23 protein-coding genes and 1 riboswitch are annotated in these 24608 nt (G+C 73.8%); of the genes, 11 read left to right on the plus strand and 12 right to left on the minus strand.

Annotated elements, in window-relative coordinates; genetic code table 11:
* Window positions 1–30 precede the first annotated feature (30 nt).
* A riboswitch (guanidine-III (ykkC-III) riboswitch) is annotated at window positions 31–93 on the minus strand.
* A 52-nt stretch (window positions 94–145) separates the two neighbouring features.
* A complete protein-coding gene (locus OG730_RS35710) occupies window positions 146–1171 on the minus strand; it encodes an AraC family transcriptional regulator (protein WP_327308123.1) in 1026 nt (341 codons plus the stop codon).
* Between the two features lie 280 nt (window positions 1172–1451).
* Here OG730_RS35710 and OG730_RS35715 point away from each other — a divergent pair, with 280 nt between their 5' ends.
* Window positions 1452–2207, plus strand: a complete 756-nt coding sequence (locus OG730_RS35715; RefSeq protein WP_327308124.1) for a type 1 glutamine amidotransferase domain-containing protein — start codon at window positions 1452–1454, stop codon at window positions 2205–2207.
* 28 nt (window positions 2208–2235) lie between these two features.
* Window positions 2236–4374 (plus strand): discoidin domain-containing protein, encoded by a 2139-nt coding sequence (locus tag OG730_RS35720; protein WP_442815233.1) that lies wholly within the window; start codon window positions 2236–2238, stop codon window positions 4372–4374.
* A gap of 102 nt (window positions 4375–4476) precedes the next feature.
* On the opposite strand, the gene exaC is transcribed toward OG730_RS35720, so the two are convergent.
* The 4 genes from exaC to OG730_RS35740 all read right to left on the minus strand — a co-directional run bounded on the left by exaC (window position 4477) and on the right by OG730_RS35740 (window position 11955).
* Window positions 4477–6000: an acetaldehyde dehydrogenase ExaC gene (gene exaC / locus OG730_RS35725; protein WP_327308125.1), complete on the minus strand. Its 1524-nt coding sequence runs from the start codon at window positions 5998–6000 to the stop codon at window positions 4477–4479.
* A gap of 55 nt (window positions 6001–6055) precedes the next feature.
* Window positions 6056–7450: a sigma-54-dependent transcriptional regulator family protein gene (locus OG730_RS35730; protein WP_327308126.1), complete on the minus strand. Its 1395-nt coding sequence runs from the start codon at window positions 7448–7450 to the stop codon at window positions 6056–6058.
* Between the two features lie 135 nt (window positions 7451–7585).
* Window positions 7586–8977: an SWIM zinc finger family protein gene (locus OG730_RS35735; RefSeq protein ID WP_327308127.1), complete on the minus strand. Its 1392-nt coding sequence runs from the start codon at window positions 8975–8977 to the stop codon at window positions 7586–7588.
* A gap of 5 nt (window positions 8978–8982) precedes the next feature.
* A complete protein-coding gene (locus OG730_RS35740) occupies window positions 8983–11955 on the minus strand; it encodes an SCO1167/SCO6262 family helicase (RefSeq protein WP_327308128.1) in 2973 nt (990 codons plus the stop codon).
* A 312-nt stretch (window positions 11956–12267) separates the two neighbouring features.
* Between OG730_RS35740 and OG730_RS35745 the strand changes: the two genes are divergently transcribed.
* Together OG730_RS35745 and OG730_RS35750 are read left to right on the plus strand one after the other, a co-directional pair.
* A complete protein-coding gene (locus OG730_RS35745) occupies window positions 12268–12450 on the plus strand; it encodes a tail-anchor membrane protein (protein WP_266875995.1) in 183 nt (60 codons plus the stop codon).
* 20 nt (window positions 12451–12470) lie between these two features.
* Entirely contained in the window at window positions 12471–13034 is a 564-nt protein-coding gene (locus tag OG730_RS35750; RefSeq protein WP_327308129.1) for an MOSC domain-containing protein, read from the plus strand.
* Between the two features lie 114 nt (window positions 13035–13148).
* Here OG730_RS35750 and OG730_RS35755 read toward each other — a convergent pair whose 3' ends face one another.
* The 4 genes from OG730_RS35755 to OG730_RS35770 form a co-directional block, all read right to left on the minus strand.
* A complete protein-coding gene (locus OG730_RS35755) occupies window positions 13149–13535 on the minus strand; it encodes a hypothetical protein (protein WP_327308130.1) in 387 nt (128 codons plus the stop codon).
* 184 nt (window positions 13536–13719) lie between these two features.
* The gene (locus OG730_RS35760) at window positions 13720–14214 is read right to left on the minus strand and encodes an SAM-dependent methyltransferase (protein WP_327308131.1); all 495 of its coding nucleotides are present in this window, start codon (window positions 14212–14214) and stop codon (window positions 13720–13722) included.
* A 66-nt stretch (window positions 14215–14280) separates the two neighbouring features.
* Window positions 14281–15069: a hypothetical protein gene (locus OG730_RS35765; RefSeq protein WP_327308132.1), complete on the minus strand. Its 789-nt coding sequence runs from the start codon at window positions 15067–15069 to the stop codon at window positions 14281–14283.
* Window positions 15070–15251: 182 nt separating this feature from the next.
* On the minus strand, window positions 15252–15971 hold the full coding sequence (locus OG730_RS35770; RefSeq protein ID WP_327308133.1) for a class I SAM-dependent methyltransferase: 720 nt from the start codon (window positions 15969–15971) through the stop codon (window positions 15252–15254).
* Window positions 15972–16138: 167 nt separating this feature from the next.
* Here OG730_RS35770 and OG730_RS35775 point away from each other — a divergent pair, with 167 nt between their 5' ends.
* The 5 genes from OG730_RS35775 (at window position 16139) to OG730_RS35795 (ending at window position 21230) form a co-directional block, all read left to right on the plus strand.
* Entirely contained in the window at window positions 16139–16948 is an 810-nt protein-coding gene (locus tag OG730_RS35775) for an MHYT domain-containing protein (RefSeq protein WP_327308134.1), read from the plus strand.
* A gap of 85 nt (window positions 16949–17033) precedes the next feature.
* The gene (locus OG730_RS35780; protein ID WP_327308135.1) at window positions 17034–19751 is read left to right on the plus strand and encodes a sensor histidine kinase; all 2718 of its coding nucleotides are present in this window, start codon (window positions 17034–17036) and stop codon (window positions 19749–19751) included.
* Window positions 19751–20194, plus strand: a complete 444-nt coding sequence (locus tag OG730_RS35785; protein ID WP_112449851.1) for a roadblock/LC7 domain-containing protein — start codon at window positions 19751–19753, stop codon at window positions 20192–20194. The genes OG730_RS35780 and OG730_RS35785 overlap by 1 nt, the downstream gene beginning before the upstream one ends.
* A gap of 11 nt (window positions 20195–20205) precedes the next feature.
* A complete protein-coding gene (locus OG730_RS35790; RefSeq protein WP_274547500.1) occupies window positions 20206–20592 on the plus strand; it encodes a DUF742 domain-containing protein in 387 nt (128 codons plus the stop codon).
* Window positions 20592–21230: a GTP-binding protein gene (locus OG730_RS35795; RefSeq protein ID WP_327308136.1), complete on the plus strand. Its 639-nt coding sequence runs from the start codon at window positions 20592–20594 to the stop codon at window positions 21228–21230. The genes OG730_RS35790 and OG730_RS35795 overlap by 1 nt, the downstream gene beginning before the upstream one ends.
* 57 nt (window positions 21231–21287) lie before the next feature.
* Here the strand turns inward: OG730_RS35795 and OG730_RS35800 are convergent, their stop codons facing one another.
* Complete coding sequence (locus OG730_RS35800; protein WP_266875986.1) at window positions 21288–21716, minus strand: PPOX class F420-dependent oxidoreductase; 429 nt, start codon at window positions 21714–21716, stop codon at window positions 21288–21290.
* 106 nt (window positions 21717–21822) lie between these two features.
* On the opposite strand from OG730_RS35800, the gene OG730_RS35805 reads away from it, so the two are divergent.
* A complete protein-coding gene (locus tag OG730_RS35805; protein WP_243340556.1) occupies window positions 21823–22221 on the plus strand; it encodes a roadblock/LC7 domain-containing protein in 399 nt (132 codons plus the stop codon).
* Between the two features lie 121 nt (window positions 22222–22342).
* Complete coding sequence (locus OG730_RS35810) at window positions 22343–23221, plus strand: DUF6397 family protein (protein WP_327308137.1); 879 nt, start codon at window positions 22343–22345, stop codon at window positions 23219–23221.
* Here the strand turns inward: OG730_RS35810 and OG730_RS35815 are convergent.
* Window positions 23185–23598 (minus strand): YchJ family protein, encoded by a 414-nt coding sequence (locus OG730_RS35815; RefSeq protein ID WP_327308138.1) that lies wholly within the window; start codon window positions 23596–23598, stop codon window positions 23185–23187. The two genes, OG730_RS35810 and OG730_RS35815, sit on opposite strands and share 37 nt — an antisense overlap.
* A gap of 32 nt (window positions 23599–23630) precedes the next feature.
* Window positions 23631–24533, minus strand: a complete 903-nt coding sequence (locus OG730_RS35820; protein WP_250745037.1) for an acyl-CoA thioesterase — start codon at window positions 24531–24533, stop codon at window positions 23631–23633.
* Window positions 24534–24608 lie beyond the last annotated feature (75 nt).

Consider the following 24608-nt stretch of genomic DNA (forward strand, 5'->3'; position numbering starts at 1 on the left):
ACAGCGGAAGGCGCCGCTGGTGCGGCACCTCGCGCGTCGTCGTGCGTAACCGGGTACGGCGCATCTCGTCCGGGGCCTGGGTTCGGCCGCCGGACAATCTAGCAACGGAGACGGCCGGCCGGGGCGTCGCCCGCGGTGACCCTCCTCACCCGTGGCAGGCCGCGTCGCGCTCCTCGGCCCGGGGCCGTTGCCGGCTGCGGTACGCCCCCGGAGGCATGCCCTCCCACCGGTTGAAGGCGCGGACCAGGGCCGTCGCACCGCTCAGGCCGACGAGCGGCGCGATCCGGTCCAGCGGCAGGTCCGTGGTCTCCAGCAGCCGCCCGGCCCGGCCGTGGCGGGCGGTGTCGAGGAGCGCGCGCCACGACGTGCCCTCCGCGTGCAGGGCCCTGCGCAGGGTACGGACGCTGAGGCTGAGCTCCTTGGCGGGGCCGTCGGGGCCCGCGTCCGCGAGCGGGGCCTCCTCCAGCCACTGCCGTACGCGCTCGGCGACGGTCGAGGTCACGGCCGTGGACAGCCGGCGCAGGAGCCGGTCGGCGTAGGCCCGGTGCAGGGCGTTGAGCGCCGGGTCGTAGAGCGGGCGGCGCCGGTCGAGGTCGTCGTCGGCGACCGTGATCGCGGTCTCCGGGGCATCGAAGACGACGGGGCAGCCGAGGACGTCGGCGTACGGCTCCGCCGAGCCCCTGCGGGGGTGGGTGAAGGACACGGCCAGGGGCGCCCAGCCGTCGCCGGCGATCCAGCGGCCCGCCCGCACCATGCTGCTGACGACCGCCTCCACCTGCTGCGGGTGCATGGCCTCCGGCGCGACGTTCGGCCGGTAGCAGACCCGCCCGACGCCGGCGCGGCGCTGCAGGGTCACCGCGCCCGCCTGGCTCACCAGGGGGTGGTAGCGCTCGGCCGCCCGCGCGGCGTCCGCGAGGCTGGCACACGTGAGGACGAGGTGGCCCAGGATGTGCAGTCCCTCGGGCCTGATGCGGTCGCCCACGAGGAGTCCGGTGTGCGGGCCGGCGCCCACGGCGCCCAGTACTTCGTCCCACAGGGCACGCATCTCGCCGAACTCCAGCCGGTCCGTGGGCAGGGCCCGGGCGGCCGACCCGCCGGTGCCCTCCGCCGTGGCGCTCAGGACGGCGAGGGCGTAGCACGCGGCGACTGAGGGCGGCTCGATGGCTGACACATCGGTCAGTCAATGCGGACGCGCCGCCCGCGTCAACACCGCCCGCGTCACCGCGGCCCCGGCACGGCGCCCCGGCACGGCGCTCCGCGGCACCGCCCGCGGGACGACGCCGGGGCCGGTCCGGAGAGTCAACGGGTTGGCCGCCGAAGTCAATGACGGCGCCGGGGGCTGCTCCTAAGGTCGGCCTTCGGGCACCAAGAGCGGCACGCTCCAGCGCCCCCCCGCTCGGGGAGCGTGCCGCTCTTGCTGTCGCGATCGCCACCGCTCAGAGGAGTACGCCGTGATTCTCTTCCTGCTCCCCGCGGGAGACTACGACCCCACCGAGGCGGCGGTGCCCTGGGCCGCCCTGCGGAAGGCCGGCTTCGAGGTGCGGTTCGCGACCCCGGGCGGCAAGGCCGCGTACGCCGACCCCCGGCTCACGGACCTCGGCTTCTCCTGGCTGTCGCCCTGGCTGATGACCCGCCGCGCCGAGCTCGCCGCCTACCGGGACCTCACCGAGGACCCCCATTTCCTCGCCCCCTCCCCGTACGAGGAGGTGGACCCGGCCGACGTCACGGGCCTGTTCGTCCCCGGCGGCCACGCCCCGGGCATGCGCACCCTGCTCGAGGACGCCACCGCCCAGCACCTGTTCGCCCGGGTCTTCACCCAGGGGCTGCCGATGGGGGCCGTCTGCCACGGAGTGCTCCTCGCCGCCCGGGCCAAGGATCCCGCCACCGGGCGCTCGGTCCTCCACGGCCGGCGGACGACGGCCTTGACGTCCCTGCTGGAGCTGACCGGGTGGAACCTCACCCGGTTCTGGCTGGGGCGCTACTACCGGACCTACCGCACCACCGTGCAGCAGGAGGTCACCGCGGCGCTCGCCGATCCGGCCCACTTCCTCACCGGCCCGCCGCTGCCCCTCCGCGACACCGCCGCCCGGCCCGGACGCGGCTTCACCGTCAAGGACGGCAACTACGTCTCCGCGCGGTGGCCAGGCGACTGCCATCGCCTGGCGGCCGAGTACCTGGCCCTGGTCCGTACCCATGTCATGTCATGAACGCACTGTGAAGGAGAAGGAGAAAGGGATGGGGATGAACCGTCGAAGAGCCCCCGGGCGAAGCCGGTACTTGTTAGCCGGCCTGGTCCTCGCACTGGTCACCCTGCTGCTCGGCCCCCCGGCCGTCGGCGCGGCGGCGGGCCCGCAGTGGTGGGAGCCCGTGGCGCGCCCGGCCCCGGACTCGCAGGTCAACGTCACCGGGGAGCCGTTCACCGGCACCGACGCCCAGGGCCGGGTCCGCGGATACGTCGACGGGCACGTCCACCTGATGTCCGACGAGGCCTTCGGCGGACGGCTGGTCTGCGGAAAGACCTTCTCCGCGGCGGGGGTGGCGGACGCCCTCAGGGACTGTCCCGAGCACTACCCGAACGGTGTCCTCGCCCTCTTCGACATGATCACCAAGGGTGGTGACGGCCGGCACGACCCGACCGGCTGGCCGACGTTCCGCGACTGGCCGGCCCACGACTCCGCCACCCACCAGCAGACCTACTACGCCTGGGTGGAGCGGGCGTGGCGGGGCGGCCAGCGGATCCTGGTGAACGACATGGTCACCAACGGGGTCATCTGCTCGATGCACTTCTTCAAGGACCGCGGCTGTGACGAGATGACCGCGATCAGGCTCCAGATCCAGAAGACGTACGAACTCCAGAACCACGTGGACACGATGTACGGCGGCCCCGGCAAGGGCTGGTTCCGGGTGGTCACCGAGCCCGACCAGGCCCGCAAGGTCATCCAGGAGGGCAAACTGGCCGTCGTCCTCGGGGTGGAGACCTCCGAACCGTTCGGCTGCAAACAGGTACTGGACGGCGCCCGCTGCACCATGGCCGACATCGACCGCGGCCTCGACGAACTGCACGCTCTGGGCGTGCGCAGCATGTTCCTGTGCCACAAGTTCGACAACGCCCTGTGCGGCGTCCGGTTCGACTCGGGCACCCAGGGCATGGCCATCAACGCCGGCCAGTTCCTGTCGACGGGCACCTTCTGGAGCACGGAGCCCTGCCCCGGCGCCGAGCACGACAACCCGATCGGCTTCGGACTGGCCGCCGAGGGCCATGCGGAGGCGGGGGCCGCCGTGAAGGCCTCGGACCCCGGCACCTCCGAAGCGCAGGCGCAGGCCGAGGCCGAGGCCGAGGCCCGGATTCGGGAATCTCTGCCGGAAGGCGTCGAACTTCCCCAGTACGAAGCCTCCTTGCAGGCCGCACAGTGCAACCGCCGGGGCCTGACCGCGCTGGGCGAGTACGCGGTACTGGGCATGACCAAGCGCAACATGATGCTGGAAATCGACCACATGAGTGTCAAGGCGGCCAACCGGGCGCTGCGCGTGCTCGAAGCCGAACGCTACTCCGGCGTGCTCTCCACCCACGGCTGGATGGACGACAACTGGACCGAGCGGGTCTACCGCCTGGGCGGCTTCATCACGGGCCACATGTACGAGGCGCCCGCGTTCACCGCCGAGGCGCGCAGGCATGCCGCGCTGCGCGCCGAGTACGGCGCCGGGTACGGGATCGGCACCGACATGAACGGCTTCGCCTGGCTCCCCGGCCCCCGGGCCGCGGCCGGGAACCCCGTCCGCTACCCCTTCCGCAGCCCCGACGGCGGCTCGGTCCTCGACCGGCAGGTCACCGGCTCGCGCGTCTGGGACGTCAACACCGACGGCGGCGGCACCCATTACGGCCTCGTACCCGACTGGATCGAGGACATCCGGGTCACCGGCGGCCAGGACGTGGTGGACGAGCTCATGCGGGGAGCCGAGGGCTACCTGCGCACCTGGGAGGGAGCCGGTCGCCACACCACCCCGTACGTACCGCTGGTCCGCGGCCACCGACCCCACGCCGGGCACGTGGCGTCCTCGCGCTCCCTGCCCTCCGGGTTCACCCACGAAGGGGTCTGGAAGGTGCTGAGGGACCCCGCGCCCGGCACCGTCCGCCTCTACGAGTGCAAGGTGGCGAACCACTCGCTGCTGACCGCCGACCCGGGGTGCGAGGGCCAACAGCCCCTCGGCGCGGTCGGATACGTGTACACCAGGGCGGTGCCGGGCTCGGTGCCCCTCTACCGGTGTTACGCCCCCTCCGTGTTCGACCACTTCGTCTCCAACAGGGCCGACTGCGAGGGGCCTTATACGAAGGAGGGCCTGCTCGGCCACGTCATGCCCGTGGCCGCGTCGTAGCGGCGTACACAAGGAGCGTCCGTCACGGTCCTGCCGCGCGATGATCTGCCGATGGTGCCTGGCCTGGGGAAAACGCCAGGTCAGGCACCATTTCTCGTGCCTCTAGAAGAAGCCGAGCTTCTGTGGCGAGTACGACACGAGGAGATTCTTGGTCTGCTGGTAGTGCTCCAGCATCATCTTGTGGGTCTCGCGGCCGATGCCCGACTGCTTGTAGCCGCCGAAGGCGGCGTGGGCGGGGTAGGCGTGGTAGCAGTTCGTCCAGACGCGGCCCGCCTGGATCGCGCGGCCCGCGCGGTAGGCCGTGTTGATGTCGCGGGTCCAGACGCCGGCGCCCAAGCCGTACGCCGTGTCGTTCGCGATGCGCACCGCGTCGTCGAAGTCCTGGAAGGAGGTCACCGACACCACCGGGCCGAAGATCTCCTCCTGGAAGATCCGCATGCGGTTGTCGCCCTCGAAGATGGTCGGCTGGACGTAGAAGCCGCCCGCCAGTTCCCCGCCGTGGTCGATGCGCCCGCCGCCGGTCAGGAGCTTCGCGCCCTCCCGCTGGCCGATCTCCACGTAGGACAGGACCTTCTTCAGCTGCTCCGCCGAGGCCTGTGCGCCGATCATCGTGTCGGTGTCCAACGGGTGCCCCGGCACGATCAGTTCGGTGCGGGCCACGGCCGCGTCGAGGAAGTCGCCGTAGCGGCCGCGCTCGATCAGGGCGCGCGACGGGCTGGTGCACACCTCGCCCTGGTTGAGGGCGAACATCGTGAAGCCTTCCAGGGCCTTGTCCCGCAGGTCGTCGTCGGCGGTCCAGATGTCGTCGAAGAAGAGGTTGGGGCTCTTGCCGCCCAACTCCAGCGTGACCGGCTTGAGGTGCTCCGCCGCGTACTGCATGATCAGCCGCCCGGTGGAGGTCTCCCCGGTGAAGGCCACCTTCGCCACGCGCGGGCTGGACGCGAGCGGCTTGCCCGCCTCCTCGCCGAAGCCGTTGACGATGTTCACCACGCCCGGCGGCAGCAGGTCCGCGATCAGGCTCATCAGGTAGTGCACCGACACCGGGGTCTGTTCGGCCGGCTTCAGGACCACCGTGTTGCCCGCGGCCAGGGCCGGCGCCAGTTTCCACACGGCCATCAGGATGGGGAAGTTCCACGGGATGATCTGGGCGACCACACCCAGCGGCTCGTGGAAGTGGTAGGCCACCGTGTCCTCGTCGATCTGGCTGAGGGCTCCCTCCTGGGCCCGCAGCGCGCCCGCGAAGTAGCAGAACTGGTCCACGGCGAGCGGCATGTCGGCGGCCAGGGTCTCGCGGATCGGCTTGCCGTTCTCCCAGGTCTCCGCGACCGCGAGTGCTTCCAGGTTCCGCTCCATGCGGTCCGCGATGCGCAGCAGGATCGTGGACCGCTCGGTGGTCGAGGTGCGTCCCCACGCGGGCGCGGCGGCGTGCGCCGCGTCCAGCGCGCGCTCGATGTCCTCGGCCGTTCCGCGCGCCACCTCGGTGAAGGTCTCGCCGGTCACGGGGGAGGGGTTGGCGAAGTACCGCCCGAGGGCGGGTTCGACGTACTCGCCGCCTATGAAGTGGCCGTAGCGGGACGCGTACGACATCAGCGCGCCTTCGGTACCGGGCGCAGCGTAACGGGCCATGGAAGGTCTCCCCTTGCCGGGCGCCGGCCGCCATCGGCCGGTGCTCGCCGTGAGGCTAGGGGCGGGCAGGTTGCCGGTACGTTGCACGGCCGCGCGGTGAACGGCCCGCGGGCGGCGGTGCGGTGGGGGCCGTGGCGCTCCCCGCCGGGGTGTCGCGGCGCCGCGCCGGTGATCCGGGGACCGGGACGTGCGCCGGTGGCGTCCCGAGTTCCGCGTCGATGGCCCGTACGCGGGCCAGCGCGGCCGTCCGGCCGGCAGGCGGGAGGACGGCCGCCAGGGCCCGCCAGACTTCGGCGTCCTCCGTGCCCCACGGGCCGCACACCCAGTCCGTCAGCAGCCCGGGGTCGGCCCGCGCGATCACCGCGGCCCGCGCCTGCTCCTCGATGCGGCGCCGGAGCCGGACGATGCCGGGCGCCGTCGAGGCGGGCAGGAGCGGGCCCGGGTAGCCGGCCAGGGCCGCCGAGACGGCGCCGGAGGCCAGGTGGCGGGTGACGGCGGTGAAGTCGGCCTCCAGCGGGGCCGCCGTGCGGTACGGGCGGGAGAGCGGGGCCCGGGGGCCCAACAGGCCGCGCAGCCGTGACATTTCGGCGCGCAGGGTGACCGGTGACACCGACTCGTCCTCGTACAGGGCGATCGCCAGTTCCTCCCCCGACAGCCCCTCGGGGTGGTGCGCGAGCAGCGCCATGATCTCGCTGTGCCGCCGCCCGAGCCGGAGCTCACGGCCCCCTCCGGTCAGCAGCGCCTCCTCACGGCCCAGTGCCGTGAGGCAGTCCCCGGGTGCCCCGGGCCGCGGATCCAGCAGGGCGAGCCGGGCCTCCGCCGCGCACGCCACCGCACGCACGAAGGCCAGGGAGTGCGGATGGGCCAGCCAGTCGCCACCGGTGACGTCGACGGCGCCGAGCAGCCTTCCGGTGTGCGGATCGCGGACCGGAGCCGCCGCACAGGTCCACGGGTGCACCCGACGGCTGAAGTGCTCGGCGCCGAAGACCTGGACCGGCTCCCCGACCGCCACCGCCGTGCCGGGGGCGTTGGTGCCCATCGCCGTCTCCGCCCAGCGGGCCCCCGGCACGAAGCCGAGGCCCTCCGCACGCCGCATCGTGGCGGGTTCGCCCTCCACCCAGAGCAGGCTGCCCCGGGCGTCGCACACCGCCAGCAGGTGGGCCCCGTCCGAGGCGAAGGCGCCCACCAGGTCCCGGAACAGCGGCAGCACCCGGGCCAGCGGATGCTGCTCCCGGTACGACCGCAGTTCCGCCCCGGCCAGCTCCAGACGGGGCGTGCACTCCGGGCTGACCCGGGCCCGGGCGCAGCGGCGCCAGGACCTCGCGATGACCGCCCGCACCGGGGCCTCGAGCCGCCCGTCCCGGGTGAACGCGGCGTGCGCCGCCCGTAGTTCCCGCGTCCGCTCGGCGGGGTCGGCCCCGCCCGGCAGAGCCACCGAAGGATCGTCCATGTCGCCCTCTCGCGGTGCCTTGGTACCCGGAGCGCCCCATCGTCGTACCGGCCCGCCGCCCCGGCAAGCGGTGCGTCGGCCAGTGCGGGACGAACTCGGCCGGTCCCGATCGGTGCGAGCCCCGGGGAGGCCGCGCTAGGCCGTCTCCTCCGGGTCCAGCGCCGCCAGCGCGGCCGCGGGGTCCGGGGACGGTGGGCCCGCCGGGAGCCAGTGGTCCGCCGCGCAGCGGTACGGCCACCAGCGGCCGTCGCGGCCCAGGCGGAGCTGGCGGTCGCCGCCCGGTTCGGTCCAGCGGGACCGGATCCGGCGCAGCACCGGGGCGTCGACGTCGGGGCCGGCGTCCGCGGTGGCTTCCGCGGTGGCTTCCGCCCCGTCGGGCCATGCCGACGCCAGCGCGGCCCTGGCCCGGGCGAGCGACGCCCGGTCCGGGGTCCAGTCCTCCTCCAGTACCGCGACGGCCTGTGCCCCGCCGAAGCCCCAGGCGAGTACGGCCCGGTCCATGGCGGCCCGGTCCCTGTCGGAAGCCGCCGACAGGCGGGAGCGGACCCGAAGGTCGTGAGCCTGCGCCGTGAGCCGTACGGCGTCCTGCGCGAGCGTGGGACCGGGCCGCGGGGCGCGCTCCGCGTGGGCCGGAGCGAGCGCCTCCGCGAGCAGCCCGTACGCCTGCGTCGCGGCCGCCTGCGCCAGGAACTCCACCCCGTCCACATCCAGGCCCGGCGGCTCCGTCCCCGACTCCGTGTCCAGCGTCGGAGGCTGGCCCGGCGCGTCCGGCAGCCGCGCGGGCGGGGGCAGCGGGGGCAGGGCGGAAGCCGCCGCGTAGACCTCGGAGGCGGGGACACCGGCGTCGGGCGCGGAGCCGGGGGATCCCGCGCCCGCTTCCGCGCCCGCTTCCGCGCCCGCTTCCGCTTCCGCCGTGCTGCGCTCCTCCAGCTCGGCCACCAGGCCGGCCTCCGCCCGCCCGCGGAGCAGCAGCAGCACGAAGGGGTCCTCGTCCAGCAGCCGCGCCACCTGGTAGCAGAGCGCCGCCGTGTGCGGGCAGTGGTCCCACTCCTCGCAGTCGCAGCGCGGGTCGAGGTCCCCTATCCCGGGCAACAGGTCCACCCCGGCCGCCGCCGCGTCCTCCGCCAGCTCCGGCGGAACCTCCCGGTCGAGCAGCGCAGCGATGTGGCCGGACTCGGCGGCGGCCATCCCGAGCAGCCGGTCCCATTCCGCTTCCGTGAACTCCTGCACCAGCACGTCGGTCCGGTGCGCCGTCCCGTCCGGGTCGCGCACCACGGCCGTCAGCCCGCCCGGGCGTACGGACACGGCCCCGACCGCGCCCGAACGCGCGTACCGGCGGCCCTGCTTGACCTGCTGACCGTCGATCGCGCTGTCCTCCAGGGCGCGCAGCCAGGCATGGCCCCACCAGGTATGGGCGAAGCCGCGGCCCGGGGAGGGCGGGAACGGCGGGAAGGTCTTCTCGTACGGGTCCCGCTCGTACGGGTCCCGCTCGTAGGAGTTCCTCTCGTAGGAGTCCTGCGTGTTCATCCGTGTCACTCCCCGGAGGCGGTCGGGCGGAGGGCGACGAGTTCGGCCAGCTCCGCGTCGCTCAGTTCGGTCAGCGCGGCCTCGCCGCCCGCGAGCACGGCGTCGGCCAGCGCCCTTTTGCGTGCGAGGAGTTCGGCGATGCGGTCCTCGACGGTGCCTTCGGCGATGATCCGGTGGACCTGGACGGGCTGGGTCTGGCCGATGCGGTAGGCGCGGTCGGTGGCCTGTTCCTCGACGGCCGGGTTCCACCAGCGGTCGTAGTGGATGACGTGCCCGGCCCGGGTCAGGTTGAGGCCGGTGCCGGCCGCCTTGAGGGAGAGCAGGAACACGGGCACCTCGCCCGCCTGGAACCGGTCCACGAGCTCCTCGCGACGCGGCACGGGCGTCCCCCCGTACAGCAGTTGGGACGCGACGCCGCGCGCGGTCAGATGGCGTTCGATGATGCGGGCCATCGTCACGTACTGGGTGAAGACCAGAACCGAGCCGCCCTCGGCCAGGATCGTGTCGAGCAGCTCGTCGAGGAGCTCCAGCTTGCCGGAGCCCGTCCCGGTGGACTTCTTGGGGCCGTACTGCTCCTTCGTATAAGGCTCTTTCGTGTACTGGGCGGGGTGGTTGCAGATCTGCTTGAGCGAGGTCAGCAGTTTGACGACGAGTCCGCGGCGCTCCATGCCGTTCGCCCCGGCGATCGCCGCGAGGGTCTCGCGCACGACCGCCTCGTACAGCCCGGCCTGTTCGCGGGTCAGGGGCACGGCGTGGTCGGTCTCGGTCTTGGGCGGCAGTTCGGGCGCGATCCCCGGGTCGGACTTCTTGCGGCGGAGCAGGAACGGCCTGACGAGCGCCCCGAGCCGGGCCGCCGCCCGCGGGTCGCGGCCGCTCTCGACCGGATCGGCGTACCGCGTGCGGAAGGTGCCGAGGCGGCCGAGGAGGCCGGGCGTGGTCCAGTCGAGGACGGCCCACAGCTCGGACAGGTTGTTCTCGACCGGGGTACCGGTGAGGGCCACGCGGGCGGCCGAGGGGATGGTGCGCAGGGCCTTGGCGGTCGAGGAGCGCGGGTTCTTGACGTGCTGGGCCTCGTCGGCGACGACCATGCCCCAGCGCACGGCGGCGAGTCGGGGCGCGTCCAGGCGCATGGTGCCGTAGGTGGTGAGGACGAATCCCCCGACCCCTCCTACGCCTTGGCCGGTCACCCCGTCGAGCTCGCGGCCGGCGCCGTGGAAGCGTTGCACCGGCGTACCGGGGGCGAACCTCTCGATCTCCCGCTGCCAGTTGCCCAGCAGCGAGGCCGGGCAGACCACGAGCGTCGGTCCCTCGTGCCCGTGCTCCTGGCGGTGTAGGTGCAGGGCGATCAGCGTGACCGTCTTGCCGAGGCCCATGTCGTCGGCGAGGCAGGCGCCGAAGCCCAGCCCGGTGAGGCGGGCGAGCCAGCGCAGGCCGCGGAGCTGGTAGTCGCGCAGGGTCGCGCGGAGGGCGGCCGGAGCTTGTACGTCGGCCCGCGCCTCGGAAGGCCCCGGGTCGCCGGGCCCGGGACCCGCCTGCTCGGGGTCGGTGGTGAGGAGCGTGCGGAGCCGTTCCAGCGGACCGGTGGCCTCTACGTCGTACCGCGTGCCGTCGAGCTCCGCGGAGCCGGTCAGTACGGCCGCCAGCGCGTCGGCGGCCGTCACCTCGCGGAGCTGGCGGGCGAGGGCACGGGTCCGGCGGGCCGCGGCCGGATCGATCAGGACCCACTGGTCGCGCAGCCGGACCAGGGGCCGCTTCGCCTCGGCTAGCCGGTCCAGCTCATCGGCGGTCAGATCGCCCCGGCCGCCCAGGCCGTAGCGCCAGCCGACGGGGTGCGCCGAGGTGGCGGAGGGCGGCCCGGACAGGCCCGGCGGGCCGGAGCCGGTGGCGGGCCTGCCCACGACGGCCCGCGCGGTGAGCGTACGGGCGAGCCCGCGCGGCCAGTGCACCTGCACCCCGTCGGCCGCCAGGGCTCCGGCGGCCTCCCCGAGCAGCTCCACGACCTCCTCGTCGGCGAGGTCCACGGCGTCGGGGACGGCGGCGCCGAGCAGGGGCGCGAGCGGCGGCCACAGCCGGGCGGCGCGGCGCAGGGCCCGGAGCGCGTCCAGGCGGGCACGGGGCGGGAAGGCCGCCGCGGCGGGTCCGGAGCCGGCCCAGACGTCTGCGGCGTCCGCGACGAGGGTGGCGTCGGCGAGGCCGTGCATCTGCAGGACGGCACGGAAGGCGGGGGGCTGGGCGTCCGGGTCCACCTCGATGCGGAGCGAGACGCGGACCCCGGCGTCGTGCCCGGCCGCGACCTCCGCGGCCCAGTCGCGCAGTTCGGGGTGGAGCCGGGCCGGGCGGGCGGCGTAGGCGGATCCGCCGGCGGCGGCGGGCGCGGCGGGGGAGCGGGGCAGGGTGTCGGCGACGGCGTCGAGGAAGGCGCGCAGCAGCGGCTCCGGAGCGGGCAGCCGCGGGGGTGCGGCGGTGCCTCCACCGGCCCGGTCGTTGCCGTCGGTGTCGGTGTCGGTGTCGGTGTCGGTGTCGGAGCCGGCGCCTGGGCCGACCGGTACGCAGTGCGCGGCGGGCGGCATCGCCGCCGCCAGCTCCCGGACCTCCTCCAGATCGGCGGCTTCCAGCGGCCCGAGCCGCCAGGCGTCGTACCCGGCGGGGCTCAGGCCGGGCAGCAGCAGCCCTCGGGCGGCGAGGCGCAGGGCCAGCAGGGCCGCGGCGCCCCAGAAGGGAGCGGCCCCGGCCGATGCGGCGGACCGGACCCGGGTGAGCAGGGGCAGGGCTTCGGCGAGGGGCAGGACGAGGGCGGTGACGCTGGTGTGCCGCAGGTCGGGCGTGACGACGGTGAGCTGCTCGGTGGTGCCCCGGCCTTCGAGGTGGAGGACCTCGTCCGGGTCCGGCGGCCAGAAGGCGATGCGGCCGTCGCGGGCCGGCTCGGCGGGGAGGAAGACGGCGGAGCAAGGGATGAGACCGGAGATCGTCGGGAGCACACATTCCTCAAACTTGACTACCGAATACGGGGTGGCCGAGAGTAACCCACCCGCGGCCGCCCCGGCCCGTGGCGACACCGTGACCCGGGTCACGTCCTTTCTCCGTCCGTGCGAGCGGGAAGCGGGGAGCGGGGGGCAGGGGGCAGCGAGCAGCGAGCGAGAGGACGGGGACGGGGACGGGGACGGGGACGCGATACTGCGGGGCCGGGAAGCCGGGACGGAAAAGTGAGAGCGGGACGGTGGGGCGGGAACGCGGGGGTGGGAGCACGCGTTGTGTGGGGTAGTGGCCGACGGAGAAAGAGGGTGCCGCAGATGTCCACGAGCGGAAAGATCGCGGTTGCCGGTGTGGTGGCAGCCATCGTGCTGTTCTGGGCGGTCGGCTTCTGGGCCGGGTTGCTGGTCCTGATCGGCGTCCCCGTAGCCGCCTACCTGCTGTTGGACTCCTCCCAGCGTCGTAGGCTGCGGGGTATATCCAGGAAACAGATCGGCCGCTGACGGCGGCAGGGGGGTCAACCATGAGGACGGGGATTACGACCGGCGCGGCGCAGGTCGCGGCGGTCAGCAGCAACGGGGTCTATTCGTTCACCAAGCCCACGCGCGAGAGCATCACGCTCCTCGAAGGGCTCGGGGTCGAGGGAGACGTCCATGCGGGAGTCACGGTCAAGCACCGTTCGCGTGTGGCCCAGGACCCCACGCAGCCGAACCTCCGTCAGGTGCACCTGATCCACCGGGAGCTCTTCGAGGAGGTGGCCGAGGCCGGCCACCAGGTCGAACCGGGCCAGCTCGGGGAGAACGTCACCACCGCGGGCATAGACCTGCTCGCCCTGCCGACCGGCACCTTGCTGCGCCTCGGTGCGGACGCGGTGGTCGAGGTCACCGGGCTGCGCAACCCGTGCCTGCAGATCGACAACTTCCAGCACGGGCTGCTCAAGCAGGTGGTGAGCAGGGACGACGAGGGCAACCTGCTCCGCAAGGCCGGAATCATGGGCGTGGTCCACCGGGGCGGCACCATCCACCCCGGCGACACCATCGAGGTCACGCTCCCCCCGACCCCTCACATCCCGCTCGAACGGGTCTGACCCACCGGGCCAGGGGCCCGGCCCGGCCACACCATGGACCGGGCGGTCCCTCTCGGCCGGTCCTAGTTGGTCGCGGCCGGTCTCCGTCGGTATCGGTCGGTATCGGCGGGTGTCTCAGCCGATCCACGCTCGGAGACGCTCGCTGAGCACCACGTCATGGGGCAGCCGCTCCAGCTCGCGCGCGGGCACGTCCACCCCGTGCTGCCCCAGGACGCCGGCCAGGTAGCCCCAGTGCCCGGCCGCCATCTGGTCCCGTGTCCTGTCGCCGAAGGGCTCGTCCGGACCGACCACCGTCCGGGCCGTCTCCGCGATGTCCTCGGCGGAGGTGCACGCGGGGATGCCTGCCGGACCGGAGGTGCTCCAGCCGCGATCGTCGAGCAACACCACGTTGCGGCCGTCGGCGAGTACGGCCTCCAGCCGTGCCGACACGGCCAACTGCCGAGCGTCCGTATGGCCGGCGTCCAGATCGGTGTAAGTGACCAAGCGAGTCACCACGGTCATGCCGCACTCCTGTCGGCTCGTCCCAAGCCCGGCCCTGTTCCTCGAGCGCCCCACTACGGTCTGCGGACCTGCCGACGTACCGACCTGCCGACGTACCGACCTGCCGACGTACCGACCTGCCGCGCGTGCTCAGGGAATCCCGGAGCCTACACTCGGCGCCCCGCCCCGCCCCGCCCCGCGCGACTCAGTAGTAGTCGCGCATCAGCTCCGTCGCCCACTCCGGCTGGCGGTGTTCGCCGCGCGGGCCGAATTCCGTCATGTACGGCTTGAGGTCGAGCACCGGCGTGCCCGCGACCGCGTCCAGGCCCTCCACGTGCAACTCCGGGCCGTCCGCCGCCCGTACGTCCACCTTCAGGACGCGACAGCGCGAGAGCCCCAGCCGGTTGGGCCGGTTCTTGCCGCGCTGGGCGAAGATGCCGACGAGCGGCCAGTCGGGATTGCCCCGGGGGCGCCGCGCACCCGTCTCGATCCTGTCCTCGGGCACCCGGTCGAAGTGGAAGACCACCTCGACGTGCGAGAAGTCCTCCAGTCCGTAGAGGGCTTCCGGACCGAACCGCTCCCGGTCCAGGCGGATCACCGCGACCTCCCGCCCCCAGTCGTCGTCGACGACCTCTACACGACCACCCACCACCGTGCCCACCGGGACCAGTTCCAACGGGACCACTTCCACGGGATCCATCAGCGTTTCCTCCCCCTCCAGCCCAGCCCAGCACCGCAAGCGCTCACCCGCGCGAGCAGACCCCGCTCAAGCAGGCCGCACGGCGACCCGGTCCAGCGCCGCCAGCAGCTCCGACAGCTCCGGAAGCTCTCCGTGGGCCTCGTGCGGTACGGCCAGCACCTCGCTCGGCTCTTCGTCGAGCAGGACGAAGGCGGCCCCGTCCGTACGGGCCACCAGCGACCACCCCGGCCCGTCGACGCGCAGCGTCCGCGCCTCGTCGCCCGCGAAGGCCGACCGCACCCTGCCGGGTGGCGGCGGGCTCTGCGTGTACCCCAGGGCCTCCTCCAGGGCCCGCGCCAGCCCCGGGTGCGCGGCCGCCGCGGCCCCGCCGTCCGTCGCCACGCGCTCGCTCCAGTCGGTCCACTCCCGGGCGATCTGGTCGGCTCCCATGCGCCGCTGCACCGGACCCCAGGCCTCGGCCGACGGCGGGGCCAGCGGCACCCGCCCCGTGCCGTCCGCGCCCTGCTCGGGGTCGTGTGGATCGGGTATCCCGGCCGTGGCCACCGAGAGGTCCAGCGGCCAGCCCGCCAGCGAGACCACGATGGACCGTTCGTCGGGGGACAGGTCGTATTCCATCCCGCAGTCCCACGAGGCGATGGCCACGGCCACGAGCGAGACGTCGTCGACCACGACCGTCCAGCGCGCGCCCTCCTCGTCCTGTCCCAGCACCAGGCCGTACCCGGCGGCCGTCGGCGACACGCCCAGCAGCGAGCAGGCCTCGGGGTAGTCGTCACCCAGGATGCTCGGGAACTGCGCGGCGGTCAGCAGCACGGCGGTCAGCACGTACAGCGAACCGCCGTCCTCCTCTTCGGACACGTGGCCTCCCGGTCGTTCTCTCGTCGGCGCACCCTAACCAGCGAGTAACCACCGCGTCGAGAGCTGACGGGAGCCGATTTCCGAGCCCGCCACCTGCACGGAGGGCCGGCCGCCCCGGCACGGACACGGTTCGGCGCACCGGCGGCGGCGTGCCCCGGTGCTCGGGAGTCGTGCCGCGCCGCTCAGGGCGTACGGACCGCCAGCGCGAGGAAGCGGGTGTCCTCGTCGGCGTACGAGGTCAGCTGCCAGCCCGAACCGGCGAGCAGCGGGCCCAGGTTGTGCTCGGCACGCATGTCGTCCGGGGTCAGCTCGCGGCCGTGGCGCGCCGCGAGGGCGGCCCGGCCGATCGGGTGGAATAGTGCGAGCCGGCCGCCCGGGCGGACGACCCGGGCGAGCTCGCGCAAGTTGGCCCCGGGGTCGGGAAGATGGGCGACGAGGCCGGCGGCGAACACGGCGTCCAGCACCCCGTCGCGCAACGGCAGCAGGGCCACGTCCGCCAGCAGCAGGGAGCCCTCCGCGTCCCGGCCGGCCTCGCGCGCGGCGGCGAGCATCTGCGGGGTGACATCGGCGCCGAGCACCGTTCCCGACGGACCGACGGCCGCGCGGAGCGCGGTCAGTGCCCGCCCGGTGCCGCAGCCCGCGTCGAGCACACGGTCCCCGGGACGCAGTCCGAACTCACCCACGGCGGTCGCGAAGGCGGGCCCGTCCCCGGGGAACTTGCGGTCCCAGGCGGCGGCGCGCGCCCCGAAGAACTCCTGGACGTGGCCGCGGTCCCGCGTCTGATCCCGGGGCCGGTCCCGAGCAGGGTCCTGAGTCCGATCCTGAGCCGGGTCCGGAGCGGGGCCCTGAGCCCGGTCCTGCGACCCGTTCCGGGTGTGGTCCTGTGTGCGGTCTTCGCTCATGTGCCCATGATCCCTCACCGACGCTCCGGCACTTGCCTGCGGAACGTGTGCAAGGTGGTACGTGGCGTGATCGAAGATGAACGTATCTCTGTCATATTCCAGCAGTTCCAGTGGCTTTCGAAATGCGGCCCGTGTTCGCTCCCTCACCCGGACTAGCTTCCGTGGCCATGGGACACCTGGACCACGCCGCCTACGGCTGGCTTACCCCCGCGCTGTCATACGTGATGGCTTCGATCGGCGCCGCCCTCGGCCTGCGCTGCACCGTTCGCGCGCTCGCCGCGACGACCGGAGCCTCCCGCCGCAACTGGCTCCTCACGGCGGCCTCGGCCATCGGCACGGGGATCTGGACGATGCACTTCGTCGCCATGCTCGGCTTCCACGTCACCGGGACCGAGATCCGCTACAACGTGCCGCTGACCATCCTCAGCCTCCTCGTCGCGATGATCGTCGTCGGCGCCGGGGTCTTCGCCGTCGGCTACGGGAAGGACCGCGGCCGGTCCCTCGTCGTCGGCGGCCTCACCACCGGCCTCGGCGTCGCCAGCATGCACTACCTCGGCATGGCGGCCCTGCGCCTGCACGGCTCGGTCTCCTACGCGCCGCTCACCGTCGGGCTCTCCGTGGCCATCGCCGTCGTCGCGGCCACGGCAGCCCTCTGGGCGGCCCTCAACATCAAGTCCCCGGTGGCCGTGGCCGTCGCCTCGCTCGTCATGGGCGCCGCCGTCAGCAGCATGCACTACACCGGCATGCTCGCCGTCGCCGTCGAGGTCACCCCCTCGGACGCGGCCCTGCCGGGCGCCACCGCCATGCAGTTCATCTTCCCGCTCGCCGTCGGCCTCGGCTCCTACCTCTTCATCACCTCCGCGTTCGTCGCTCTCTCACCGACCGCCGACGAGCGGGAGGCCTCGGCGGCGGCCTCCGCCGACCTGCGCCTGAAAGAGCGGGCCGCCGCTGCCGCCGCCCCCGCGCCCACCGGCTGAGGCGCGGCCACCCCAGGCGCCGCCGCGCCGCACCACCGCCCCCGCGACCGTCACGTACGTACGCACCGCCCGGAACGAGGAGCCCATGCGCAGACCCCGCAGAACACCGGAAGCAGCGGCGTCGCGGCCGCCCGCGCCCGCGCCGGCGGGTGGCCGCGGCAAGGGTCCGGGCCGCCGGGCGCACGCCGGACCGCCCGCCGAGGAGCCGGCGGAGCGCGCGGCGTCCGACGCGCTCGCGGCGATATCCGGCGCCGCCGGGGGCGGTGGCGGCGGTCCGCGGCTCCGCCTGCGTCCCGCCACCGTCCGGGCGAAGATCGTCTCGCTGCTGATGGTGCCGGTGGTTTCGCTCCTCGCCCTCTGGGCCTTCGCCACCGTCGACGCGGCCCAGGACGTCGCCCGCCTCGGCCGGGTCCAGCGCGTCGACCGGGAGCTACGGGCACCGGTCGAGGCCGCCATCACCGCGTTGCAGGCCGAACGGCGCACGGCCGTACGGTTGCTGGCCGATCCCACCGGCGGTCAGGCGGCCGCCGCACAGGCCCCCGGTCAGGCCGCCGCCCTGGAGGAACAGGCGCGCCGGACCGACGGCTCGCTACGGGCCCTGCGGCTCGGCGACCGCAACACCGTGGCCGACTCCGGCGACTACCGCACCGACATCGTGATCCGGATGCGCGCCTTCGTCGCCGGCGCCGAGGGACTGGGCCCGGTCCGCAAGGACGTCGCCGACCACCGGGCGACCCCGGAAGCGGCGTACGAGACGTACAGCCGGGTGATCGACGCGGCGCTGGAGGTCGGCGGAGCCCTCTCCGGAGGAGGCCAGGACGCCGAACTGGGCGTCGACGCCAGGATCCTGCTGGAATTCGCGCGGGCCGCGGAGCAACTGTCGCGGGAGGACGCCCTGCTGACGGCGCCGGGGCCGCGCACCGCCGAAACGCTTCGCCGCCTGACCGGCGCGGTCGAGACCCGGCGGGCCCTGACCGCCTCCGCCGCCCGGGACCTGCCCGCCGCACAGCAGGACGCCTGGCAGTCCGTGGCCAAGAGCGCCGCCTACGCCGACCTCACCGGTGCCGAGGACCGGGCGCTGGCCGCCGCGGCCGGTGCCGGGACCGCCGGCCCGCCCGCCGGCTGGGAGGCCGCGTACACCTCGGTCGCCGGTTCGATGCGGGAGATCGGGGACGCCGCCCACGCCGCCTCCGCGGACCGCGGCGACCCGTTCGGCGCGGGCGCGCTGAGTCCCGCCGGAGCGGCCGTCCTCCTGGGCCTGGCCGCCGTGGCCGCCTCGCTCGTCATCTCGGTCCGCATCGGCCGGGCCCTCGTCGTCGAACTGGTCTCGCTGCGCAACACCGCGCTGGAGATCGCGCACCGCAAACTCCCGCAGGCCATGGACCGGTTGCGGGCCGGACAGGACATCGACGTGGCTGCCGAAACCCCGCGGGGACCGGCCGCCGACGACGAGATCGCCCAGGTCGGCGAGGCCCTGGACACGGTCCACCGGGCCGCCCTCAGCGCCGCCGTCGAACGCGCCGAACTGGCCAGCGGCGTGAGCGGGGTCTTCGTCAACCTCGCCCGGCGCAGCCAGGTCCTGGTGCACAAGCAGCTCACCCTGCTCGACTCGATGGAGCGGCGCGCCGACGACCCGAACGAGCTCGGCGACCTCTTCCGGCTGGACCACCTCACCACCCGGATGCGGCGGCACGCGGAAAGCCTGATCATCCTGTCGGGAGCCGCTCCCGGGCGCGCCTGGCGGATGCCGATCCCGCTGACGAACGTCGTACGGGCCGCCGTCTCCGAGATCGAGGACTACCCGCGCGTCGAGGTCCGCCAGCTCGCCGAGGCGGCCGTCGTCGGCGGAGCGGTCGCCGACCTCACCCACCTGCTGGCCGAACTCATCGAGAACGCCACCCAGTTCTCCCCGCCCCACACCAAGGTCCGGGTCAGCGGAGAACCCGTCGGCGCCGGCTACGTCCTGGAGGTCGAGGACCGGGGGCTCGGCATGGGCCGCGAATCCCTCCAGGAGGCCAACCGGCGCATCGAGCAGTCCGAGGCCCTGGACCTCTTCGACAGCGACCGGCTCGGGCTCTTCGTGGTCAGCCGCCTCTCGGCCCGCCACGGTGTGAAGGTGCACCTGCGCATGTCACCGTACGGCGGCACCACCGCCGTGGTACTCCTCCCCAACTCCCTGCTCCAGGGCGCCCTGACGGCCGCCTCCCCACAGCCCGAGGAGGAGCGCACCGCCGCTCCGGCCCCGACCCCGGCTCCGGAGCCGGTCACCGAGCCGGTACGGGAGCGGTTCCGGGAGACGTCCCAGGTCATCAGCGTCGTACGGGACGACGCGCGCGGGGTGCCGGTCCCGGACCGGAGCCCCGTACGGGAGGAACCGCGGCCTTCCCCGGTGGCCCCGCTGCGGCCGCGCGGCTCCGCGGGGGCGGCCCCCCGTACGCCCGCCACGGCGGTCGCGCCCGCCCCGGCGGTCACGGCGGCGCCCTCGGGCCCGTCGGCATCCCCGGGCCCGGCCGCCTCGGTCACCGAACTGCCGCGCCGGGTCCGGCAGGCAAGCCTCGTCCCACAGCTGCGCGAGGCTCCCGCTCCCAAGGCCCCGGCCGGTGTCCGGGGGGCGGAGGGGCCGCCCGGCCGGAGCCCCGAGCAGGCGCGCGAGCGGATGGCGGCGTACCGGGCCGGCTGGGTGCGGGGCACGCAGGCGAGCGGCGAGTCCCGCGCGGACGGTCCGGGCGGCGAAGGCGCCGCGGGGTCCGCGGGCGGTACGGGCGGCACAGGCAGTACTGGCGAAGGTGAAGGAGCACGATGATGATCGAACATCAGAGGATCGACCTCGACGGCGTCCGCAGGTCGGGCGAACTCGACTGGCTCCTGGACGACCTCGTGGTCCGGGTGCGCGAGGTCCGGCACGCCGTGGTCCTGTCCAACGACGGCCTGGCGGTGGGTGCCTCCAGCGCGCTCAGCCGGGAGGACGCCGAGCACCTGGCGGCAGTGGCCTCCGGCTTCCACAGCCTGGCCAAGGGCGCGGGCCGGCACTTCCACGCCGGAGGCGTGCGCCAGACGATGGTGGAGATGGACGAGGGCTACCTCTTCGTGGCGGCCGCCGGAGACGGCTCCTGCCTGGCCGTGCTCAGCGGGGCCGGCGCCGACATGGGGCTGATCGCCTACGAGATGGCCAGGCTGGTCAAGCGGGTCGGCGAGCACCTGTACACCCCGGCCCGGTTCGCGGCGCGGCCGCCGGCCGCCGGTTGAGGGCGGCGGCCTTGAGCACGAACGGCCGGTGGTACGACGCCGACGCGGGCCCGCTCGTCCGTCCGTACGCCATGACGGGCGGGCGCACGAAGCCGGGACCCCACGGGGTCCGGTTCGACCTGATCGCGCTGGTCGCCGTGGACCCGGCGGGAACGGACGAGGCTGCCGAGTCGCTGCTGGGCCCGGAGCACCGGGCGCTCCTCGGCCTGTGCCGGGACGAGACCCAGTCGGTGGCCGAACTCGCGGCGGACGCGGACCTGCCCGTGGGCGTGGTGCGCGTGCTGCTCGGGGACCTGCTGGAGGCCGGGCACGTCAAGGTCAGCCGGCCGGTGCCGCCCGCACAGCTGCCGGACGAGCGGATTCTGCGTGAAGTCATCGAGGGATTGCGAGCGCTGTGATGGGACTGCACGACAACGGGCCGGCGCCGGCCGCCGAAGGCGGCGAGGAACTGGCCGCGCTCGCCCTGAAGATACTCGTGGCGGGCGGCTTCGGAGTCGGGAAGACGACCCTCGTCGGCGCCGTCAGCGAGATCCGGCCGCTGCGGACCGAGGAACTGCTCAGCGAGGCCGGGGAGCTGGTCGACGACACGGGAGGGGTCGACCAGAAGACGACGACCACCGTGGCCATGGACTTCGGGCGGATCACGATCAGGTCGGGGCTGTCGCTCTACCTGTTCGGGACCCCGGGGCAGGACCGGTTCTGGTTCCTGTGGGACGAGCTGTCACAGGGCGCGCTGGGCGCGGTGGTCCTCGCCGACACGCGACGGCTGGAGGACTGCTTCCCCGCGGTGGACTACTTCGAGCACCGCAAGATCCCGTTCGTCGTGGCCGTCAATTGCTGGGCCAACGCGCGGCGGTACGCCTCGAACGAGGTCGCGCGGGCGCTGGACCTGGATCAGGGGACGCCGGTGGTGCTGTGCGACGCGCGGGACAAGGACTCGGGGAAGGAAGTGCTGATCCGGCTCGTGGAGTACGCGGGGCGGGTGCACACGGCGCGGCTGCTGGAGTCGGTGGAGCCGCGGGCCGACTCGGTGTGAACCGGCCCGCGGTGAAGGGGTGTTGCGGCTATGGGTCTGTGTGCAGACGGCGGAACGTCAGTCGGCCACGCCGGCGGCCGAGATCACCTTGTCGATGCGGACGCGCACGAGGAGCTCGCCGGGGACCGCGTTGCGGCGGCCGAAGGCCTCGCCGTGCTCCGCTCCCATGTAGCGGGCGCCGATCCGGGTCGACCAGGGGAGCATCGCGTCCAGGTCCTCGCTGATCTCCGCCCGGCCCTGGAGGACGACGTAGGAGAAGGGCGGCCGGTCGTCGTCCACGCAGAGGGCGACGCGGCCGTCGCGGGCCAGATTGCGCCCCTTGACGGTGTCCTTCCCGGTGTTGAACACGAAGGAGTCGCCGTCGAGAACGAACCAGATGGGAGCGATGTGCGGGCTTCCGTCCTCGCGGACGGTGGACAGCTTTCCGGTGCGGGTGGAGTGGGAGACGAACTCCCGCCATTCCTCTTGAGTCATCTTCTTCACCATGGGCCCATCCTCCTTGCCGGAAAGCCCCTGGTGGGGAAGGCTGGCGGCACGACCATGCGGGGTGGGGCGCGGCCGGACCGGCCGCGTCGACGGGGAGGGACTGTATATGGCGCTGGACAAGCAGCTGGACTGGCTGCTGGACGACTTGACGCGGCGGGTGCAGCAGGTGCGGCACGCCGTGGTGCTCTCCAACGACGGCCTGGTGACGGGCGCGAGCGCGGGGCTGGCACGGGAGGACGCGGAGCACCTGGCGGCCGTCGCGGCGGGGCTGCAGAGCCTGGCGAAGGGCTCGGGGCGGCACTTCCGGGCGGGTGAGGTCCGCCAGACGATGGTCGAGTACGACGACGGGGTCCTCTTCGTCATGGCGGCGGGCGCGGGCAGTTGCCTGTGCGTGCTGAGCGCCTCCGAGGCCGATATCGGGCACGTGGCGTACGAGATGACGCTGCTGGTGAACCGGGTGGGGGAGCACCTCGGGGTCGCGGAGCGGCGGATCACCGGCGGCTGAGGTGGACGGCCAAGGCGGGCGGCGGGTTCGGCCTTTCCGGGTTGTCCACAGCCCCTGCGGGGTGTCGTAGCTCTGAGTTACGTTCTTCACACACAGTAATCACTCTGGTGGGGAGAGCGCGATGACACAGACGGTTCAGGCGCCGTGGACGACGGCTACGACGGCTACGACGGCGGCGACGGAGGCGACGGAGGCGACGGCGACGGCGGAGTCCGTGGTGGCGGAGTGCGGCGAGGTCGCCGGACTGCTGGGCGGCGGGCGCGCCGCGGGGGAACTGGGTCTGACCCGAGTCGAGTTCGCCCGCGCCGTGCAGCTGGGCCTCGTACGGGCCGGCCCCCCAGGGGTCGCCGGAGCGGCTCGGTACACCCGGACCGAGCTCGACCGGGTCCGGTCGGCCGAGGGGTTCCCGCAGACGCTGATCGAGCGCGTGGAGACGGTCGCGGGAGCGGAGGCCGCGGCGGCCGTCCTGGGGGTCGGCCCGAGCCGGTTCACCCGGCTCGCCCGCTGCGGACACCTCACCCCGGTGGGATATCGGATCAACCGCTACCGGGCGGTGGTGTGGCTCTATCTGACCGCGGAGCTACGGGACTTCGCGGCCCGCGAGCCCGCGATGCTGACGGGGAGCGCGCCCCCGGCGGACCGGGAGCTGATGGCGGCCAGGGCCGACCTGCGCCCCCGGAAGTGGCGCGAGCGGCACGTCGGGCTGTTGCTGAGACGGACCGCCGACCCCTGGGAGCGGGCCGCCGTACTGGCCTCCGTGCTGCCCGGGGACGACGTGCGCGCGACCGTGCCCGACCCCGCGGAGCGGATCCTGCTCTGCGCGCTGGCCCCGCCCCCGCCCTACGGGCACCCGCAGGTCCCGGCGGCCGCCGAGGTGGCGGCCCGGCTGCTGAGGGCCGGGCCACCGGACGAGATCGGGTGGTACCGCACCAGCCTCGACTTCGCCCTGACCGGAGCGAGGGGTCAGTCGAAGTCGACGGGGGAGAGGGGGCCGACGTAGACCCAGGCCCCGTTCTCCCGGGCGAAGGAACTGTGTTCGTGCAGCGAGCCGGTGTGCCGGCCCTCGCGGTAGTGGGCCCGGAACTCCACCGAGCCCTCCGTCTCGAACATCCCGCCGCGCTCGGTGGCCAGGATCTCCAGCCGTTCCCAGCGCTGCCCGGGATCCAGGTCGAGCACGCCCGGCCGGGTGGACGGGTGCCAGGAGCGCAGGAGATAGGCGGTGTCGCCGACGGCGAAGGCGCTGAACCGGGAGCGCATCAGCAGCTCGGCGGTGGGCGCCTGCCGCTCGCCGGAGTGGAAGCGGCCGCAGCACTCCGGGTAGGCGGCGGGCAGCCCGCAGGGGCAGGGAACGGCTGGAGCGGGAGCCGGGCTGGGCATGGAAGCACTCAGTTCTTCGGGGAGGTGAGGGACTACTGCGGGGAAACGGCCGGCTTGGAGGCCTTGGCGCCGTACGGGCGGAAGAGACCTTCCTGGACCACCGACACCAGCAGCTTGCCTTCGAGGTCGTAGATGCGGCCGCGTGCCAGGCCCCGGCCGCCGTGCGCGATGGGCGACTCCTGGTCGTACAGGAACCACTCGTCCGCCCGGAACGGCCGGTGGAACCACATGGCGTGGTCCAGGGAGGCCATGTCGAAACCGCGCATGCCCCACAGGGGCTCCACGGGGATGCGCACGGCGTCGAGGAGGGTCATGTCACTGGCGTAGGTGAGGGCGCAGGTGTGCACGAGCGGGTCGTCGCCCAGCGGGCCGACGGCGCGCATCCACACCGCGCTGCGCGGATCGGCGTCCTTGAGCTCCTCGGGGGTCCAGCGGAGCCGGTCCACGTAGCGGATGTCGAAGGGCTGGCGGCGGGCCATCCGTTCCAGCGCCTCCGGCAGCGTGCCCAAGTGCTCGCGGATCTCGTCCACGACCTTCGGGAGCGTGTCCGGGTGCGGGAAGTCGAGGCGGGGAGGCAGCTGGTGCTCGATGCTGCCCTCCTCCGGCTGATGGAAGGAGGCGGTCAGATTGAAGATGGTCTTGCCCTGCTGGACCGCGGTGACCCGGCGGGTGGTGAAGGAGCGCCCGTCGCGCACCCGCTCCACCTGGTACACGATCGGCACTCCGGGGATGCCGGGGCGCAGGAAGTACGAGTGGAGGGAGTGGACGGGCCGGTCGCCCTCCGTGGTGCGGCCCGCCGCCACCAGCGCCTGGCCGGCGACCTGGCCGCCGAAGACGCGCTGGAGGGACTCCTGGGGGCTGGCGCCCCGGAAGATGTTGACCTCGATCTGCTCCAGGTCGAGCAGATCGACCAGCCTCTCGGCGGGGTTCGTCATCAGAGGATCTCCACTGTCGGGCCCGGCCGCCGCGGCGGCGCCGGTCGGTTGCGGGTCGGGGTTCGGTGGCGGGTG

It is taken from the genome of Streptomyces sp. NBC_01298, assembly GCF_035978755.1.
GTDB lineage: Bacteria > Actinomycetota > Actinomycetes > Streptomycetales > Streptomycetaceae > Streptomyces.

What these genes read in the sequence shown, in the direction of transcription:
- OG730_RS35720 (WP_442815233.1), top strand. Translation starts at nt 2,236, where the DNA reads ATGGGGATGAACCGTCGAAGAGCCCCCGGGCGAAGCCGGTACTTGTTA.
- exaC (WP_327308125.1), bottom strand. Translation starts at nt 6,000, where the DNA reads ATGGCCCGTTACGCTGCGCCCGGTACCGAAGGCGCGCTGATGTCGTAC.
- OG730_RS35730 (WP_327308126.1), bottom strand. Translation starts at nt 7,450, where the DNA reads ATGGACGATCCTTCGGTGGCTCTGCCGGGCGGGGCCGACCCCGCCGAG.
- OG730_RS35735 (WP_327308127.1), bottom strand. Translation starts at nt 8,977, where the DNA reads ATGAACACGCAGGACTCCTACGAGAGGAACTCCTACGAGCGGGACCCG.
- OG730_RS35745 (WP_266875995.1), top strand. Translation starts at nt 12,268, where the DNA reads ATGTCCACGAGCGGAAAGATCGCGGTTGCCGGTGTGGTGGCAGCCATC.
- OG730_RS35750 (WP_327308129.1), top strand. Translation starts at nt 12,471, where the DNA reads ATGAGGACGGGGATTACGACCGGCGCGGCGCAGGTCGCGGCGGTCAGC.
- OG730_RS35755 (WP_327308130.1), bottom strand. Translation starts at nt 13,535, where the DNA reads ATGACCGTGGTGACTCGCTTGGTCACTTACACCGATCTGGACGCCGGC.
- OG730_RS35760 (WP_327308131.1), bottom strand. Translation starts at nt 14,214, where the DNA reads ATGGATCCCGTGGAAGTGGTCCCGTTGGAACTGGTCCCGGTGGGCACG.
- OG730_RS35770 (WP_327308133.1), bottom strand. Translation starts at nt 15,971, where the DNA reads ATGAGCGAAGACCGCACACAGGACCACACCCGGAACGGGTCGCAGGAC.
- OG730_RS35775 (WP_327308134.1), top strand. Translation starts at nt 16,139, where the DNA reads ATGGGACACCTGGACCACGCCGCCTACGGCTGGCTTACCCCCGCGCTG.
- OG730_RS35780 (WP_327308135.1), top strand. Translation starts at nt 17,034, where the DNA reads ATGCGCAGACCCCGCAGAACACCGGAAGCAGCGGCGTCGCGGCCGCCC.
- OG730_RS35785 (WP_112449851.1), top strand. Translation starts at nt 19,751, where the DNA reads ATGATCGAACATCAGAGGATCGACCTCGACGGCGTCCGCAGGTCGGGC.
- OG730_RS35795 (WP_327308136.1), top strand. Translation starts at nt 20,592, where the DNA reads ATGGGACTGCACGACAACGGGCCGGCGCCGGCCGCCGAAGGCGGCGAG.
- OG730_RS35800 (WP_266875986.1), bottom strand. Translation starts at nt 21,716, where the DNA reads ATGGTGAAGAAGATGACTCAAGAGGAATGGCGGGAGTTCGTCTCCCAC.
- OG730_RS35805 (WP_243340556.1), top strand. Translation starts at nt 21,823, where the DNA reads ATGGCGCTGGACAAGCAGCTGGACTGGCTGCTGGACGACTTGACGCGG.
- OG730_RS35810 (WP_327308137.1), top strand. Translation starts at nt 22,343, where the DNA reads ATGACACAGACGGTTCAGGCGCCGTGGACGACGGCTACGACGGCTACG.
- OG730_RS35815 (WP_327308138.1), bottom strand. Translation starts at nt 23,598, where the DNA reads ATGCCCAGCCCGGCTCCCGCTCCAGCCGTTCCCTGCCCCTGCGGGCTG.
- OG730_RS35820 (WP_250745037.1), bottom strand. Translation starts at nt 24,533, where the DNA reads ATGACGAACCCCGCCGAGAGGCTGGTCGATCTGCTCGACCTGGAGCAG.